Below are 15,862 nucleotides of genomic sequence, written 5' to 3'. Positions count from 1 at the left end.
AATCTACATCACAGGCACAAAGCCTAAGGAGCTGCACGGCTTCCAGGTCCCTCCCTCGATGATCAGTCGAGAACTATCGCTCCTGATGGAGCGATAGTCGAGATACAAGGAGCTGGCTTGCCAGCGATGATCGTCAACGATAATGCGGGCGGACTGGTTAAACGCGGCGCACTTGCGTCCATCGCCGGCAAGCCGGCTCCTACAGGGGGTGGTGGGCTCCTGGATTGTCTTACGCCGCAGAAGGTGTAGGAGCTGGCTTGCCAGCGATGATCGTCAACGATAATGCGGGCGGACTGGTTAAACGCGGCGCACTTGCGTCCATCGCCGGCAAACCGGCTCCTGCAGGGTTGCTGTGTTCCCGGAGCTTGAAGCGAATTCATTTTCAGGGCGCATCATTAACATCTGACGTTCCTGTATGAGCGCTTCAATGACCTGAACGTGTCAGCCGTCGGCGAGCACGAAGTCATAGTGAAGGACTGCCATCGCGCATTCCAACAGATGACCGTCCCGGGTTTCGCCGGCGGCGTGGTCGACGAGTTTGACGATCAAACCATCCTTGACGCCGAACACCACGTCTGAATCCAGATAGGGGTCGCCTTCAAGAAAGACGTGGGTGACCAACTGCTCACAGTCGGCGGCGGTAATCATGAAATGCACATGGGCTGGGCGATTAGGGTGACGTCCCTGGGTTTCGAGCATGCGCCCGACCGGGCCGTCGGCGGGGATCGGGTAATGCAGCGGAACCCGTGAACGAAACCAGAACCGGCCCGAATCATCGGTACGAAAAGCCGCTCGACGGTCCAGGAGATCATGCCCTTCGCACAACTGCACGTCATAGAAACCATCATGATCGGCGTGCCAAACCTCCACCACTGCGCCTTGGATGGGCTCGCCATTGGCACGTCGAACGCGACCCTCCACGTGCATCAGGTCACCCGATGGCGTATTGGCGATATTGCTGCCCAGCGGCATCAATTCGGATGCGTCGTAATAGAAAGGACCGAGCACCGTGGTGGGCGTACTGCCTTCATCATTGTTGTGATTGATGGCGTCAACCAGCATCGAAACCCCCAAGGCGTCCGACAGCAGGATGAACTCCTGGCGGGTTGCCGAGCAGTACTTGCCAGTCTCGGTAAGGAAGTCTATTGCCTTGCGCCACTCGTCCTGTGTCGGCCGCAATTCTTGCACAAAGGCATGCAGGTGGCGTACGACCGCTTCGCTGACTTGCCTGTCGCGAGACGACGAGCCTTGCCGGACCGCGGCCAAAACGGCACCGGTAATGTTTTCTTCGTTGAAATTTCGCATGGATCAATCCCTATTCACTGACCGGTACGGCACCGGCATACGCACGTTCGAGCATGCCTGTCAGCGCGACTTCTTCGAGCGGGCGCGGATTTTTGTACGCATTTTTCAGGATCAGTTGCACCGCTTTTTCAATGCCGTCGCGGGGCATGCCGATGGACTCGAGCGAGGTCGGCGCACCCAGTTCCACATTCAGTGCATGCAGCGCTACCCAGGGTTGCTCGGACTTCAACACGCGCTGCAGCACCTGGATCGCCGGGGTAATGGCCGGTGCGGTATAGGCCAGTGCATGAGGAAGTATCACGGCATGAGTCGAGGCATGCGGCAAATCGAAGGTGCCGCCCAGCACGTGGCATACCTTGTGGTGCAGCGCCATGCCGATCGAACCCAGGCAGGTACCGCACAACCAGGCGCCGTATTGGGCCTTGAGGCGTGCATCGACATCCAGCGGGTTTTTCACCAGTACCGGCAGCGATTCGACCATTGCCGTGATGCCCTGCTCGGCAATCAGCGCAATGATCGGGTTGCCGTCCTGCGCATACAAAGCCTCGACGGCGTGAGCCAGGGCGTTGATGCCGCTGGTGACCGAAAAAGCCACTGGCAGCGACATCGTCAGATCTACATCGTAGATCACCACCTCAGGCAGGACCTTGAGGGTCTTCTGGGTGCGTTTTTCGCCTTCGCTGGTTTCGCCGAGGATAGGCGTTACCTCGGAACCGGCGTAAGTGGTGGGTATCGCGATTTGCGGCAGATCGGTTCTGAGCGCGATGGCCTTGGCCAGCCCGATGGCCGAACCTCCGCCAATCGCGATCAGACAATCGACACCGTGCGAGGCAACGGCCGCCAGCGCTTTCTCGGTGACGCCCAGGGGCGTATGCATCGTCGCCTCGCTGAAGATTTGCGCGGTCTCGCCCAGTGGCGCGGCAACCGTCTGCGCCATCGACCGTTGCTCGGGTGTACAGATGATCATCGGTGACCGGCAGCCAAGCCGCGCAAGTTCGTCGCTTACCTGCAGTCGTCGGCCCCGGCCGAACACCACTCGATGTGGCAATCCTTCATAGATGAAATCGGTTATCGGCGCGGTCATTCGAGCACTCCCCGGGCCAACCATTGCTGGCCGCGCTGATAGAGCGCTTCGACGACAGGGCCACGGATGCCGGGCATGTCCTTTTTAACCTTGTATCCGATCTGATGCTGGATATAGGCGAGGTGGCGATAGCCCTCGGGGAAGCTTTCGAGAATGTCCGCCTGCATTTCGATGCGAGTGCCAGGGATGACCGGATCGACACGGTCCTTCTCGTAGATAGGTTGGCGCAGCAGGACCAGCCACTGACCGTTTTCTTTTTTCATGAAGTCATAGAAGCGCCCGGTGCAGACCACATCGCAGTCGTGGCCTTCGACTTTGCCGCGTTGTGAAATGGTCATTTTGGTCTGCGCGATGGCGCGCGTGCCACATTCGCTCAGATCGATGGAGCTGCCGCCCAGGAAATGCAGGATACTGACGCCTTTGGCCCAGCCTTCTTTCGTAACGTGAATGAATTCTTCACCTGTGCCCTGAAACCAGGTGGCCATCATGCGGCCCTGGGGGTGCCACACGGTGGCGAAGCGTTCCCAGTCTCCGGCGTCGCGCCAGACGACCCAGTTTTCCAGCGTTTCACGGATCGCCAGACGATCGACCAATTGCTGATTCATCATTTTCACCTTTTTGTTTTGATATGGAAACGAGACAGGCATTGCATTTTCTCCGGAGGAGCTGATCTCCCGGGAATCGTCGGTATTGCTGTGGCCAAGCAGGCTTGAGGTAACGGCACATCTCCTAAAGAAACCCGCGAAGCACATTCGGCCGGGTTTCTTTTGGATCGGATCGATGGACGTCGATGGATCAGGCGTCTGTCAGGCTTTCGAATCCTGCAACTGGACCGAGGAGAGCACCTCGACATTGCGTCGAGTCACGATCGCCACCACCACCAGGGCAATGACCCCCGGCACGGAGCACAGGATGAAGTTCATTTGCAGTGACAGGTTCATGCTCAGCATCAAGCCACCCAAGGCAGGCCCGGCTACGCCTCCCAAGCGTCCCATGGCCGAACACCAACTGATGCCGGTCGAACGGATGTCGGTGGGGTATTGCTGCGCGGCGAATGCGTGAATCACCGCAAGGCTGCCAACGGTAGCCGCGCCGGCCAGCAATAGCATGAGGTTCAACAGCAGTGGTCCGGGCTTGATACCCAGGATGCACAGTGAAACGACCGCCAGTGCCAGGAACAGCATCAGCGTGGGCTTGCTGCCCCAGCGATCGGCCAGCCAGCCGCTGCTCAGTGCACCCACGATGGACCCCAGGTTCAGGGTGACCAGGAACATCAGGCCGGACACCAGGGGATAACCACCCGCCACCATGATCTTCGGCAGCCAGGTATTGAGGCCGAACACCATCAGCAGGCACATGCCAAAGCCGATCCACAAGGCCAGCGTGTTAATCGCCCGGCCCTCGGTAAACAGACCGGATACAGATGCAGAACCCCGTCGTGTGTCCAGTGTGGGCCAGCGCAGTTTTTCAACGTCGATGGTGGGATGGATGCGGCGCAACAGTGCCGTTGCGGCAATTTTGTCGCGGGCGACCAGGAACGGCAGGGACTCAGGCAGGTAACGGTACATCCAGGGCATCGCCAAGAGCGGCAGTCCTGCAATGACGAACGTGTATTCCCAGCCAAAACGCGATAGCACCAGCAGGGCGACCAATGCCGACAAGAGTGCACCCAGCGAGTAACAGCCGAGCATCACGGTGGTCATGAGGTTGCGACGGGACTTGGGTGCCATGTCATTGATCAGGGCAACGATATTGGGAATCGTCCCGCCCAGGCCGATCCCGGTGATGAATCGCAATGTTGCGAAGCTCCATGCATCCCAGGCAAATGCATTGCCCAACGCGGTCAGGCTGCATAGCCCGATCGCCAGCAGAATGACGGGCCGGCGACCGAAACGGTCGGCCAAAGGCCCAAGTGTCAAAGCGCCGAACATCATCCCGAATATCGCTGCGCTCCCCATCCAGCCTGCCTGCACGGCTGGCAATGACCACTGCTCCATCAGTTGGGGCACCACCGACCCGTAGATCACCAGGTCGTATCCATCGAACATCATGATGAAGGAACACCAGAACAGCAGTCCGTAATGGAAGCGGCCCATTGGTGCGGTTTCCGCGACTTCTAGAACGTCATGAGTGGCCATCGGCAAAAATCTCTTTTGTTATTGTAAGACGCGGCTGCGCTCGTACCCCGCCCACTGCTCCGGTGCGTGGTCAGTTCAGTCTAAAAACTATCTTTCCATGCAACCAATCAATATTTGATGGTTACAATATAGAGAGCACTTATAGAGGTGAGGGGTAGCTGATGAGCACCTTCGATTTGAATCTGATCCCGACGTTTGTGGCTTTGCATGAGACCGCAAGCGTCACGGCAACCGCCGAACGGTTGCATGTCACGCAGCCTTCCATCAGCTACGCCCTGGGCAAGTTGCGCGAGCATTTCGACGATCCGCTGTTCATCCGCAATCGCAACGGCATGCAGCCCACGCGGCTCGCCAACTCGCTTTACGCCTGTTTCAAGGATGTGTCGCAGAACGTCGATTCAGCCATCGCCCAGGCCCGCAAATTCGATCCCGCCACTTCCACGCGCAGTTTCCGCCTGGCCTTGTCGGACATGGGCGAACTGGCGTTCCTGCCCAGGGTCCTGGGGCATCTCAATCGGGTCGCACCCTTCGTTGAACTGGAAGTGATCCCAGTGAATATCGAGTTGGCCGCGCAGTGGCTCAATGAAGGGCATGTCGATGCGGTGATTTGCAGTCGGGTGTTGGCCGGGCCGGGCATCACCTACCATCCCGTGCTGTTGCAGCACTACGTGTGCGTGCTCGCGGCCGATCATCCGCGGGTAGGCGAATCACTCAGCATGGAGCAGTTCCTGGCGGAGCCCCATGTGCTGGTGAATTCCAACGCCATGCACAACATGCCTGAAGAGGTGTTGCAAACACTGAAGATCAAACGGCGGGTGCGCCTGCGCCTGCCTCATTTTTCGGTACTGCCCAATGTCCTGCCCGGCACGGACATGCTGACGATATTGCCGTCACAAATTGCCGGCAGCTTTTGTCGCCATCCCGTGACAGGCCCACTGAAGATGCTGGAGTTGCCGTTCAAGATCCCTTCGTTCTATGTGAACCTGCACTGGCACGTGCGCAGTGAACAATCGAGCGCGTTGAAATGGTTCTGCAGCGAACTGCGCATAGCGGTGGAGGGCATGGTCGAATAAGGCCATTGAGTCGCCCGTCGACAGAGGGAAAAAAGAAAAAGGGGACAGGAAAAAGGGACAACAGGAAAAAGGGGACGCAGGAAAAAGGGGACCAGGAAAAAAGGAAAAAAGGAAAAAAGGAAAAAAGGAAAAAAGGGACGCCCATTAGCCGGTCTCAAGTCAAGGTTAAAAGCCACCGCGCCCTGCAGTTTTTAACTGCAGGGGTTGCTCTTTAACTGAACGCAAAGGGTCGCAATATTTACTTCGTGACCACCAGCGCCGGCGGCTGCCAGCTGCCGTCACCAGCGGGAAGAATCGAAGGGGGTGCGGTCTTCGGCCAGTAGAGGCGCATTACCAAAAAGACGGTGTCGTCAGGCGCGGGCAACCAGTTTGCCTCCTTAGCCTTGCCGGGTGAGTCTTTCTGGATGTACAGCGTCAGTGAACCATCCGTGTTTTTCTTCATCGCCGACAGCATCGGCGAATTGATCAGGTATCGGTTGAGCGGATTCTTGACCAGCAGCTGGCTCTTGCCGTCGTACATGGTCACTGACCAGAAGGCATTGACTGGCGGCAGAAGGTTTTTTGTTGATCGACTGGCGTGCCCCCCACCCAGACCGCGACCCACTGAAATTCAGGTCTGCCTCTTTACTTGGCGACTAAGTAAATTCTGTGGCAAAGCGCCAACTCACACGCCCAGGGAGTGTAGATCACAGTAAGCCAGCATCCCCTTGCGCAGCTAAGATCGTGCGCGTTATTTGTACGTCTTATCGCCGCGATGAATACGAGACGCAGCTCAGATTCAGTTCCTTAACATTTACTCGCCGCCGTTAAGGACCATCTGGCTTGGAGAACAGGCAATCGTGATCAGCGGCCAAATGCGGACAGCCCAGAGATTAACTCTTGAGGTCCGCCAAAGACTGCTATGGGTCGGAGGTGGTCCTTTGGCAGGTTCAACTTCACCGCTTAGTACCCTCCTAACTCTCCCGCCAGCGCCCATAGAGTTTGGGAAATTGTTCATGCACCCAATCAACAAAGACCTCAACCTGCGGGGCCAGATGCGAGCGACTGGGATACAGCACTTACACCGGCCTTGGGCGTGGGCGATAGGGGCGCAGCACCTCAACCAAAGTTCCGTCCGCCAGCAAAGGGTCCAGCGTAATACCTGGTGCCTGAAGAATGCGAAAGCTTGCGACGCCACACTCGACATAGGCGTTGGGCTCGGTGACGGTAATGCCTTGGCGACTGACGTGATATTGCTCGCTACCGCCATCCATAAATCGCCAGGCCTGCGGGCGTTGATTGTGCCCTGACAGAAAGGTCACGCCACCGTGTGCGTTCAAATCTATATAAAGACTAGAACCTCCGAAGGCAGACACCCGTTGTGAATGCCTCCGTTCAGCTTTAGCAGGTCATTCGGGTAAGCGCATATCTATTTATTCCCCATCAACCTTTGAATCGCCACCCTGTTTGCCGAGAAGCCAGCACACGATGCCAAGCACAAGTGTAGCGAAACCCAGCGCGGCAATAGTAATGGCTGGTGTAGTCATCGAATCCAGAATCACGAATTTGCGACTGAGCGCCAACAGAGCGATCAACAGAACAGTTTTCACCTGGACGATGCTGTCACGTCGTAGCGCTGGGCGAACTATCGAATGCTTGAATTCCAGCGCAATCAGGACGGTAAAGATCGAGCCAAAAATCGACTGGAACACGTCATGGTCGAGCGGATCGATTGTCCCCGATATCAACATGGGAAGCAGGCGCCGACAGAGCTGGAGCATCGCCATGAGGATCACGCTGGCGATGATAAGGCTCAGGGCGAAAACGATTATCTGCTCGAACCTCTCATAAGCATTCATCAGCGCCCATTGCACCCGGAAACGTTTAAAAGAGGAGTCTGGTTCTGATAGCCCGCGCTTCGTCATGGACGAATCCTCCAGTTCATGGCCATGGAGCCCGCGCCATGGCCCTACGACGGGCGAGACAGTGACGGTTCTAGCCATTTCAAGAGCAACCAGTATCATCTATCCCGGAACCAGTTGCATCCAGAAGGTAAGCTTCTTGGATGGTAACGAACCACTCCCCCCATCGTCGTCACACCACTGCTGCTTCAATCGTTCTGGAACGCCAGGCATAAGCCAACACCATCAGCAGCCCCAGAGCAGCCATCGCCGCTCCGGCCAGGGAAATCGCCGGATAACCCAGACCAGCGTTGATCACCGCTCCGCCCAGCGCTGCGCCAATCGCGTTGCCAAAATTGAAGGCGCCAATGTTCACCGCAGAGGCAAGATTGGGCGCGTCCTTCGCTGCTTCCATGACGCGCATCTGTAGCGGGGGCACCAGGGCGAAACTGGCGATACCCCATATCAGGATGGCCAGAGCAGCCGGCACCGTCCAACGCATCAGCAGGGTGAACGCCAGCAAGACGAGAATCAGAACGCTTAGCGAGACGATCAAGGTGCGATCTATCGAGCGGTCGGCGGCCTTGCCGCCCCACATATTGCCCAGCGTCAACCCCACACCAAAAAGCACCAGCATGGCGGTGATGTAGGCGGTGGAACTATTGGTCTCGCTGCTGAGGATCGGCGCGATGTAGGTGAAGACGGTAAACATTGCGCTCGATCCGACTACGGTCAGGGCCAACGCACCCAGCACCGGACCACGCCCCAGTACCCGAATTTCGGTCATTACACCGACGCTTTGCGGCGTCTTCAGGTCAGGCAGGGCGAACCACAACGCGGCCATGGTCACCACGCCGAGGCCGGTAATTCCCCAGAAAGCGGTGCGCCAACCGAACAGTTCACCAAACCAGGCGGCCAGCGGCACACCGCCGATGGTCGCCAGGGTCAGGCCCATGAACATCGCCGCAACCGCCCCGGCACGTTTCTCCGGGGCGACCACGCTGGCGGCGACGATGGAGCCAACGCCAAAAAATGCACCATGGTTCAGTGAGGTCACCACCCTGGCGACCATGAGGCTGTAGTAATCGGTGGCCAGGGCCGACATCAGATTACCCAGGGTGAAAATCGCCATAAGCCCGATCAGCAGATAGCGCCGGGGAATCCTGCCGGTGGTCAGGGTCATCAGCGGTGCGCCGAGCAATACGCCTAGCGCATAAGCACTGACCAGCAAACCGGCGGCGGGAATGGAAACGCCCAGATCCGCAGCGATACCCGGCAACATGCCCATGGGGGCGAATTCTGTTACGCCGATGCCAAAGGCACCGATGGCGAGCGCGACAAGTGGTGGATTGATACGCATGGAAGGCTCCTTATCTATGCCGCTAATGCTACGATCCAGTCTTTTCAGGCGGTAGATAGCATTTTTGGCAATCACCTTTGCGCAGGAGGCACAAGTGGATTTCAGCGGCAGGTCAGGTGAAATGAGCGTGTTCACCACCGTGGCGCAGGAAGGCAGCCTGTCGGCCGCCGCGCGTGCACTGGGCCTGACACCTTCGGCAGTCAGTCGGATCATCGCGCGCACCGAGCAACGTCTTGGCACCCGCCTACTGTTGCGCACCACCCGCGCGATCACCTTCACTGCCGAGGGCGAAGCGTTCCTGCGCGGCGCCCGGCGTATCCTGGCCGACATGGATGAGGTCGAAGAAGCCATCGCCGACCAGGGCGTACCCAGGGGGCGATTGCGGGTCAGTGCCGCCCTTGGCCATGGGCGGCTGGCCATCGTTCCCTTGGTCGCAGCATTCAGCGCCCGTTACCCGAACATCGTCGTCGACCTCACCCTCGGCGACGAAGTAGTCGACATTCTCGGCGGGCAGGCCGACGTCGCGGTCCGCTTTGGCCATCTGCCCGACAGCCCGCTGACCGCGCGCAGGATCGGCGACACCGGCCAGGTAGTGGTGGCATCGCCCGAGTATCTGCAGCGCCACGGCATCCCCCAGGAACCGGAAGACCTGTTACAGCACAACTGCCTGCGCTTCAACTTCCGGCGTGCCGAACCCAACTGGCCGTTCATCCGCGATGGAAAAGAGTTTTCCCTAAAGGTCAGCGGCAACATCGAATGCAGCAGTGGTGAAGCGCTGGCACAACTCGCGCGAGTAGGTGCCGGCATTGCACGTATCGGTGAGTTCAGCGTGAGCGAGGATCTGCAGCGCGGCGACCTGATTCCGCTGTTGGAAGCCTGGAACCCCGGGGACCAGGAACCGATTCATGCGGTGTTCGTCGGCGGGGCGGCAATGCCGGCGCGGGTGCGATTGTTCGTGGACTTCTTGCTGGAACATCACCGGATGTAAGCGGAGGCGTAAGCTGATATTTCCGGGTACTCGTGATGTTGAAGTGACCAAAACATTTTTAAGTGCACTCGGCCATTTAAGACGTGCGGACGACCCATCAATGCCAAAGCTCACGATTGTTCCAGTAAGGCAACCCTCACGACCGGCGTGGCTTGACCATCTGGTTGGAGGGGGAAAAAGCCGGCGCGAGCCGGTTTTTTCGTTTCTGGTGTACGAGAAATACAGGGATCGCCCGCGCACTGGACACGTCGACAAATCAACCGAGCGAGCTTGCAGCCTGGCAATTGTCCTGCGGGGGCGAGTGAGTTTGACGAATGATCGCTGCTGGCTGATGGTTGCCCTATTGCTAAGCTCAACAAATGAGGATTTTATTGGCTGGCGAGAAGTCGATACCGCACAGCATTGCGACACTCGACAAGGTCCACGGTGTAGCGCGGGTGAGGGATATTGTGGGATGGAAAACACACACATGAACAGTAACCCACATCAGCGGTTCGCTCACTCTTTGGCACGCGCCGCGTTATGCGCTGGTGCGCTCTGCTTAAGCGTGGCAAATGCGCAAGCACGGCCGCACGACCAGGAAGATTTGCGCTCCTATATGCATGGCATCGAAGCGGTCAAAGGGGCCGACGGCCGTTTTTTGATTTTCATTAGCAGTTCCGGAATTCCACCAAAAGGCGAGGACGAAAACGGCAACTGGCCGCACGACATTTACCTTTCGAAATGGGGAATCAATGATACGCGGATCAGTCCGCCCACACTATTCATCAAAAGGCCGGAAGCGCAAGAACCGGTGTCGGTCGCCCAAACAACGGACGGCAATGTCATGCTTTCGTTTGAAGACGGCTGGAACACCACGAACGAAGTCAATCAACGTTATGGCGTTTACGATGCGAAGCTGCGACCGATCGCGCCGTATCCGCGCGACGTTGCGACCGGCGGACATTCCGGCCATGTTGCCGCGGCAGGAAAGCATTTCGTCGTGTTGTATTCCGAGGACTGGGTCAACGGTGGCGGTGTCGATGATCTCGGTACCGGCAATGGTGTATATGCAAAGGTCTTCGATAGTCACGGCCACCTGCTCAGTACGTCCGATGTCGCACCCCAGCGGCGTGAATGGTGGCCGATGATTGCTGGTTCCAGCAATCGCGCGCTACTGGTCTGGCAACAATTCGTACCTGATCAAACCTCTGCAAATTTGAAGATAACGGTACTCGATCCTGAGACCGGGAAACTCTCCGCCCATAAGATCCTGAGATCCGGCTTGAATTACTACACCTACAAAGCCAAATATATTCCATTGATCGATCGTTTTCTCGTGACCGGTACAACGGTGAACGGTAAAGGTTTTGCGTACTTGATCAACAACGACGGCAAAGTCAGCGCGACGTTGGAATGCATGCCGGCAACTGTGAGGGGAGCCGATGTTGTCGCCAGCGAGAATATCGCCTATACGCCTTCGCAAGACAACCGCCTTCTGCACCTGGAGCTCACACCCTCTTCAATCAAGCTGAAAGCTGTGCAGCGCTCGCCGCTGATCTGGTCCTATATCGGGAGCCTCGGATTGATGCGAAATCCCTCTTCAATTCATTGGATATCGCTGACAAAGAATGGAGTCGAGGAAACCGATTTTGATTTGCGCAATGCGGTGCAACCCGATCGATCCGATCTGTGCCGATGATGGTTGCGCCAAGGCGCAAGGGTAAATTTCTGTCATTACCGAAATTTTTTCTGCCGCACCCCAACCTCTATAAGTGGAACAGTCAACTGGGCAAGCGCAGCCTTGGCGCTGTCTTAGTACCCAATCACTCGACGTTTTCCAAGAATCGTCACGGCCGTTTCCGGGACAGCGATCTGTTTCGCTGGTTGTTCAATGAACAAGGGAAAGCTCGTCGGGCAAAAGGCGCCGCTCCGAGTCAGAGATATCTGGGCCATCCGCGTAAGACTCCAGCTCGCGGAGAAGACACGGGATCTGGCGCTCGGTGTATTAGGCTCTGGTGCGCACCGCGCACCCTATGAGCCGATGTCTTCGAAACAATAATTCTGAGACAGCACGCTAGAGCGTCGTACGTCTTACACCAGGCCACCAGGTTGTCGCGACAACAGAAGTCGGATGGTCATGCCTCGACAAAGTTTGGCCTCAACGGGCGCCGTGGAAAATGCCAGGCATGCTCCAGATTGAAGTGGAAACCGCTTGATTCCCGCGGCAATAAAGCATTTGCGAAGCGCTGATATCCATACACTTTATTCGTCAGCCTGACATCCAGCTGTCGTCAATCTGTAAGAGATCAACCCAATGACATACAAACCGAAATTCATCAGCTTCGATTGCTACGGGACGCTCATCAACTTCGAAATGGGGCCGACTGCAAAAAGAATTTTCGCAGACCGTGTTCCGACCGATCGGATGCCGGCTTTTCTAGACAGTTTTGGCTTCTACCGCCTCGATGAAGTATTGGGTGAGTGGAAACCGTTCTTTAACGTTGTTGAAAATTCCATTCAACGGGCATGCAAGGCATACGGCGTTGAATATCGTCCATCCGATGCGCTGGCACTCTACGACGCGGTCCCGACCTGGCAGCCCCATCCGAATGTAGTCGAGGTGCTGGAGGCAATCGCTCCGCACGTCCCGCTGGTGATCCTGTCGAACTCCATGGTCGATCTGATTCCGCATAGCGTCGCCCACCTCAAGGCACCCTTGCACGCCGTGTACACCGCCGAGGAAGCGCGCGCCTACAAACCACGGGCGCAGATGTTCGAATATATGTTCGATCAACTCGGCTGCGGCCCAGAGCAGATGATGCACGTCTCGTCGAGCTTTCGTTACGACCTCATGACAGCGAACGACCTGGGGTTCATGGCCAAGGCCTTCATCGATCGCGGTCACGAGCCCTCGTTCGAAGGTTTCGAGGGTTATGGTGTCAACCGGTTGACCGATATTCGCCAACTTCCTGGTTTGCTTGGGCTCGACTGTCTGCCCCAGGCCGCAACGATGAAACGAGGCGCATGATGTCGGAGCACCCGGTTGTGGCCGCGGCGTTGAGTACGGCGGTGCCCAGCCTTGCCCTGGACGAGGTGCGGGCCTTGGTCGGTCGTCTCTACGGCATCGATGGCAGGATCAAATCACTGGTGGGCGAGCGCGACCAGAATTGCTGCATCGAGACCGCGGACGGCATGCGTTACGTGTTCAAGATCAGTAATCCATCCGAGCCGGTTGCGGTGGTGGATTTCCAGATCGCGGCGCTCGAGCACATGGCCCGCGTATCGCCCGACCTGCCGGTGCCACGTGTCGTGCGGACGCTCGGCGGACGTACGCGCGACACCGTAGCGCTGGGCGACGGGGTTGAAACCACCGTGCGGATGCTGACCTATCTCGACGGCATCCAGATCAAGGAGACGCCCCGAACCGCCGGGCAGCGTCGGGCAATGGGGACGGTGCTCGCCGAATTGAACCGCGCGTTGCGCGACTTCACCCATCCTTCGGCGACGCACGATCTGCTCTGGAACGTTTCCGCAGCGCACCGGCTGACCGCCAAGCTCGATTGCATCCTGGACGCTCCGCGTCGCGCGCTTGCCGAGTCGTTCATGGCGCGCTTCACCGAGCATGTCCTGCCGCGCCTCGCCTCGGTGAGGGCGCAGGTAATCCACAATGACTACCACCTCTACAACGTGCTGGTCGCTCCCGACGATCATGAGCGCGTAGTGGGGATCATCGACTTCGGCGACATGCTGCATGCGCCGCTGGTCGGTGAGGTGGCTACGGCGGCGGCCTTTCACATGACCGGCAGCGCCGATCCGTTCGAGGGGGCGGCGCAGTTCGTCGGCGCCTATCACGCGACGCTGCCGCTGACCGACATCGAGCAGGAGATCGTCGCCGATCTCATGGCTACACGGCACCTCATCACAGTGCTGATTTCGGAATGGCGAGCTGCGCGCTACCCCGAAAACCGCGCCTACATCATGCGCCACAACCCCGCAGCATGGGAGGCGTTGTCTCAGATGGCCGATCTTTCCCGCGATGCTGCGCGCGACCGCTTGCTCACCGAAGTACGAAAAGGAAAAAGCCAATGAAAAGCACCACTGACCTCAACATGGTCAACGCCTATATCCCCGGACGTGCCGACGTGGGACCCGTCACCGCGGCGATGATCGAACGGCGCGATGCCTTGCTCGGCCCGGCCTATCGGCTGATGTACGAACATCCGCTGCACATCGTGCGCGGCGAAGGCGTGTGGCTGTTCGATCCGCAGGGTCGCCGTTACCTCGACGTTTACAACAACGTCGCCTCACTCGGGCATTGTCACCCGGCGGTGACCGAGGCGATATGCAGACAAGCGCAGACGCTCGCGACCAACACCCGCTATCTGCACGACACCATTCTCGAACTGGCCGAGCGCCTGCTCGCGACCGTGCCCGAGACAGACCTTGCTCATCTCATGTTGACCTGCACGGGCAGCGAGGCAAACGACGTCGCCTATCGCATCGCCAAGGTCCGCACCGGAGGCACGGGCGTGATCGTGACCGAAACCGCCTACCACGGCTTCACCGACGCAGTGTCGCAATTCTCGCCATCGCTCGGCGCGACAGTCGATCTCGGCGCGCACGTTCGCCTGGTACCGGCACCTTGCCTCTATCATGCCGAGGGTGCCGAACTCGGCGAACGCTTTACCCGCGATGTCGAGGCGGCGATCGCCGATCTTCAGCGTCACGGCATCAAGCCGGCGGCACTGATCGTCGATTCCCTGTTCACCAGCGACGGCATCCTCCCGGGCCCGGCGGGCTTCTTGAAGGGGGCGGTCGACGCGATCAAGCGGGCCGGCGGCATTTTCATCGCCGACGAGGTCCAGCCCGGCTTCGGTCGGACGGGCGAGCATATGTGGGGTTTTCAGCGTCACGGCCTCATCCCCGATATCGTCACCCTGGGCAAGCCGATGGGCAATGGACAACCTGTCGCGGGGCTGCTGGCCACCGCTGACGTGTTGGCGGAATTCGGTAAAAACTCCAGGTACTTCAATACCTTCGCCGGCAATACCGTATCCTGCGCGGCGGCGCTGGCGGTGTTGGATACGATCGAAAAAGAAGGCCTGGTGCAGCATGCCGCCAGGGTCGGGAAGATCCTGCACGACGGCATCGCCGCGCTTGCCAACCGGCACGAGGCCATTGGTGACGTACGTGGCGCGGGCATGTTCGTCGGCGTGGAACTGGTCTCGGACCGCGCATCGCGAACCCCCGACCGCGAGCTCACCAGCCGGGTGGTCAATCTGATGCGCGACAAAGGCGTCCTGCTCAGCGCCTGTGCGAAGGGACACAATGTGCTGAAGATTCGACCGCCGCTGGTGCTGTCAGCGGAACAAGCCGGTATGGTGATCGAGACGCTCGACGAAGCGCTAACCGAAGCGCAATCGGAAAAAGCGCGCTAACAGGCCGTTGAAAAACGTAGGCGAGGCACTCAAGGTACGACTCATGCGATCTTCAGCTTCCCTCGACCCGTTCGATATCAAGATTCTTGTGCATCTGCAGCGCGAGGGACGCTGTTCGAATGTCGATCTGTCCGCAGCCATTGGCCTCAGTGAGAGCCCATGTCTCCTGCGTACGAAACGGCTTCAGGAGATCGGCGTTATCCGGGGCTACCGCGCGGAGGTCGCACTGGAGAAGCTGGGCAGCCACGTAATCGTGTTTTCCGAGGTGACCATCAGCAGTCATCGGCCCAGCGACTTCCGTATATTCGAAGCAGGGGCTGGTGAGTACCACGAAATCGTCGAATGCTACAACGTCAGTGGCGGTTACGATTACCTTCTGAAAATCGTGGTACCTGGCATTTCCTATTTTCAGGCGCTCATGGATCGGCTGCTGGAAGATGATATCGGGATCGAGAAATTTGCCAGCCGGATCGTATTGCGCGAGCCGCTCGAGCAACGCGGATATCCGCTGAGTATTATCGCCAACGGAAAGCCAAGTTGGGAGTGATGGGGGTGAGGCATTGGCGCATGAGGTTTGGCGTCGTGCGCCACTATGGCGCCCGTGTTGGACTTGG

General features: G+C 58.3%; 13 protein-coding genes and 2 pseudogenes. 8 read left to right on the top strand and 7 right to left on the bottom strand.

Going from position 1 to position 15,862, the window contains the following annotated elements; all coding sequences use genetic code 11:
• Positions 1-441: 441 nt before the first annotated feature.
• The 4 genes from F8N96_RS28005 to F8N96_RS27990 all read right to left on the bottom strand — a co-directional run bounded on the left by F8N96_RS28005 (position 442) and on the right by F8N96_RS27990 (position 4,527).
• Positions 442-1,305, bottom strand: a complete 864-nt coding sequence (locus F8N96_RS28005) for a dioxygenase (protein ID WP_150800548.1) — start codon at positions 1,303-1,305, stop codon at positions 442-444.
• Between the two features lie 10 nt (positions 1,306-1,315).
• Positions 1,316-2,389: a maleylacetate reductase gene (locus F8N96_RS28000; RefSeq protein WP_150800547.1), complete on the bottom strand. Its 1,074-nt coding sequence runs from the start codon at positions 2,387-2,389 to the stop codon at positions 1,316-1,318.
• Positions 2,386-2,994: a nuclear transport factor 2 family protein gene (locus F8N96_RS27995; RefSeq protein ID WP_150800546.1), complete on the bottom strand. Its 609-nt coding sequence runs from the start codon at positions 2,992-2,994 to the stop codon at positions 2,386-2,388. The genes F8N96_RS28000 and F8N96_RS27995 overlap by 4 nt, the downstream gene beginning before the upstream one ends.
• A 201-nt stretch (positions 2,995-3,195) precedes the next feature.
• Entirely contained in the window at positions 3,196-4,527 is a 1,332-nt protein-coding gene (locus tag F8N96_RS27990; RefSeq protein ID WP_150800545.1) for an MFS transporter, read from the bottom strand.
• Between the two features lie 161 nt (positions 4,528-4,688).
• On the opposite strand from F8N96_RS27990, the gene F8N96_RS27985 reads away from it, so the two are divergent.
• Positions 4,689-5,600 (top strand): LysR family transcriptional regulator, encoded by a 912-nt coding sequence (locus F8N96_RS27985; protein ID WP_150800544.1) that lies wholly within the window; start codon positions 4,689-4,691, stop codon positions 5,598-5,600.
• 238 nt (positions 5,601-5,838) lie between these two features.
• Here F8N96_RS27985 and F8N96_RS27980 read toward each other — a convergent pair.
• The 3 genes and pseudogenes from F8N96_RS27980 to F8N96_RS27965 all read right to left on the bottom strand — a co-directional run.
• A pseudogene (locus tag F8N96_RS27980) lies at positions 5,839-6,153 on the bottom strand (DUF1214 domain-containing protein); the annotation flags it as partial.
• 859 nt (positions 6,154-7,012) lie between these two features.
• Positions 7,013-7,504, bottom strand: a complete 492-nt coding sequence (locus F8N96_RS27970) for a phosphate-starvation-inducible PsiE family protein (protein ID WP_150800543.1) — start codon at positions 7,502-7,504, stop codon at positions 7,013-7,015.
• Positions 7,505-7,673: 169 nt separating this feature from the next.
• A complete protein-coding gene (locus tag F8N96_RS27965) occupies positions 7,674-8,840 on the bottom strand; it encodes an MFS transporter (RefSeq protein WP_150800542.1) in 1,167 nt (388 codons plus the stop codon).
• A gap of 94 nt (positions 8,841-8,934) precedes the next feature.
• Here F8N96_RS27965 and F8N96_RS27960 point away from each other — a divergent pair, with 94 nt between their 5' ends.
• The 7 genes and pseudogenes from F8N96_RS27960 to F8N96_RS27925 all read left to right on the top strand — a co-directional run bounded on the left by F8N96_RS27960 (position 8,935) and on the right by F8N96_RS27925 (position 15,795).
• Positions 8,935-9,828 carry a LysR family transcriptional regulator gene (locus F8N96_RS27960; RefSeq protein ID WP_150800541.1) on the top strand — a complete coding sequence of 298 codons (894 nt, stop codon included), beginning with the start codon at positions 8,935-8,937 and terminating at the stop codon, positions 9,826-9,828.
• A 469-nt stretch (positions 9,829-10,297) separates the two neighbouring features.
• Positions 10,298-11,509 (top strand): hypothetical protein, encoded by a 1,212-nt coding sequence (locus tag F8N96_RS27955; protein ID WP_224789615.1) that lies wholly within the window; start codon positions 10,298-10,300, stop codon positions 11,507-11,509.
• Positions 11,510-11,701: 192 nt separating this feature from the next.
• Positions 11,702-11,809, top strand: a pseudogene (locus tag F8N96_RS35520) (integrase); the annotation flags it as partial.
• A gap of 315 nt (positions 11,810-12,124) precedes the next feature.
• Positions 12,125-12,838 (top strand): haloacid dehalogenase type II, encoded by a 714-nt coding sequence (locus tag F8N96_RS27940; protein ID WP_150800540.1) that lies wholly within the window; start codon positions 12,125-12,127, stop codon positions 12,836-12,838.
• On the top strand, positions 12,838-13,899 hold the full coding sequence (locus F8N96_RS27935; protein WP_150800539.1) for a phosphotransferase: 1,062 nt from the start codon (positions 12,838-12,840) through the stop codon (positions 13,897-13,899). Before F8N96_RS27940 ends, F8N96_RS27935 begins: the two co-directional genes overlap by 1 nt.
• The gene (locus F8N96_RS27930; protein WP_150800538.1) at positions 13,896-15,248 is read left to right on the top strand and encodes an aspartate aminotransferase family protein; all 1,353 of its coding nucleotides are present in this window, start codon (positions 13,896-13,898) and stop codon (positions 15,246-15,248) included. The genes F8N96_RS27935 and F8N96_RS27930 overlap by 4 nt, the downstream gene beginning before the upstream one ends.
• 43 nt (positions 15,249-15,291) lie before the next feature.
• The gene (locus F8N96_RS27925; protein ID WP_150800537.1) at positions 15,292-15,795 is read left to right on the top strand and encodes an Lrp/AsnC family transcriptional regulator; all 504 of its coding nucleotides are present in this window, start codon (positions 15,292-15,294) and stop codon (positions 15,793-15,795) included.
• The last annotated feature ends 67 nt before the right edge of the window (positions 15,796-15,862 follow it).

Source organism: Pseudomonas fluorescens (assembly GCF_902497855.1).
In the GTDB taxonomy this organism is placed as follows: Bacteria; Pseudomonadota; Gammaproteobacteria; order Pseudomonadales; family Pseudomonadaceae; genus Aquipseudomonas; species Aquipseudomonas fluorescens_BI.
Note: the sequence above shows the minus strand (reverse complement) of the source record. Positions and strands in the feature narration are given on the sequence as shown.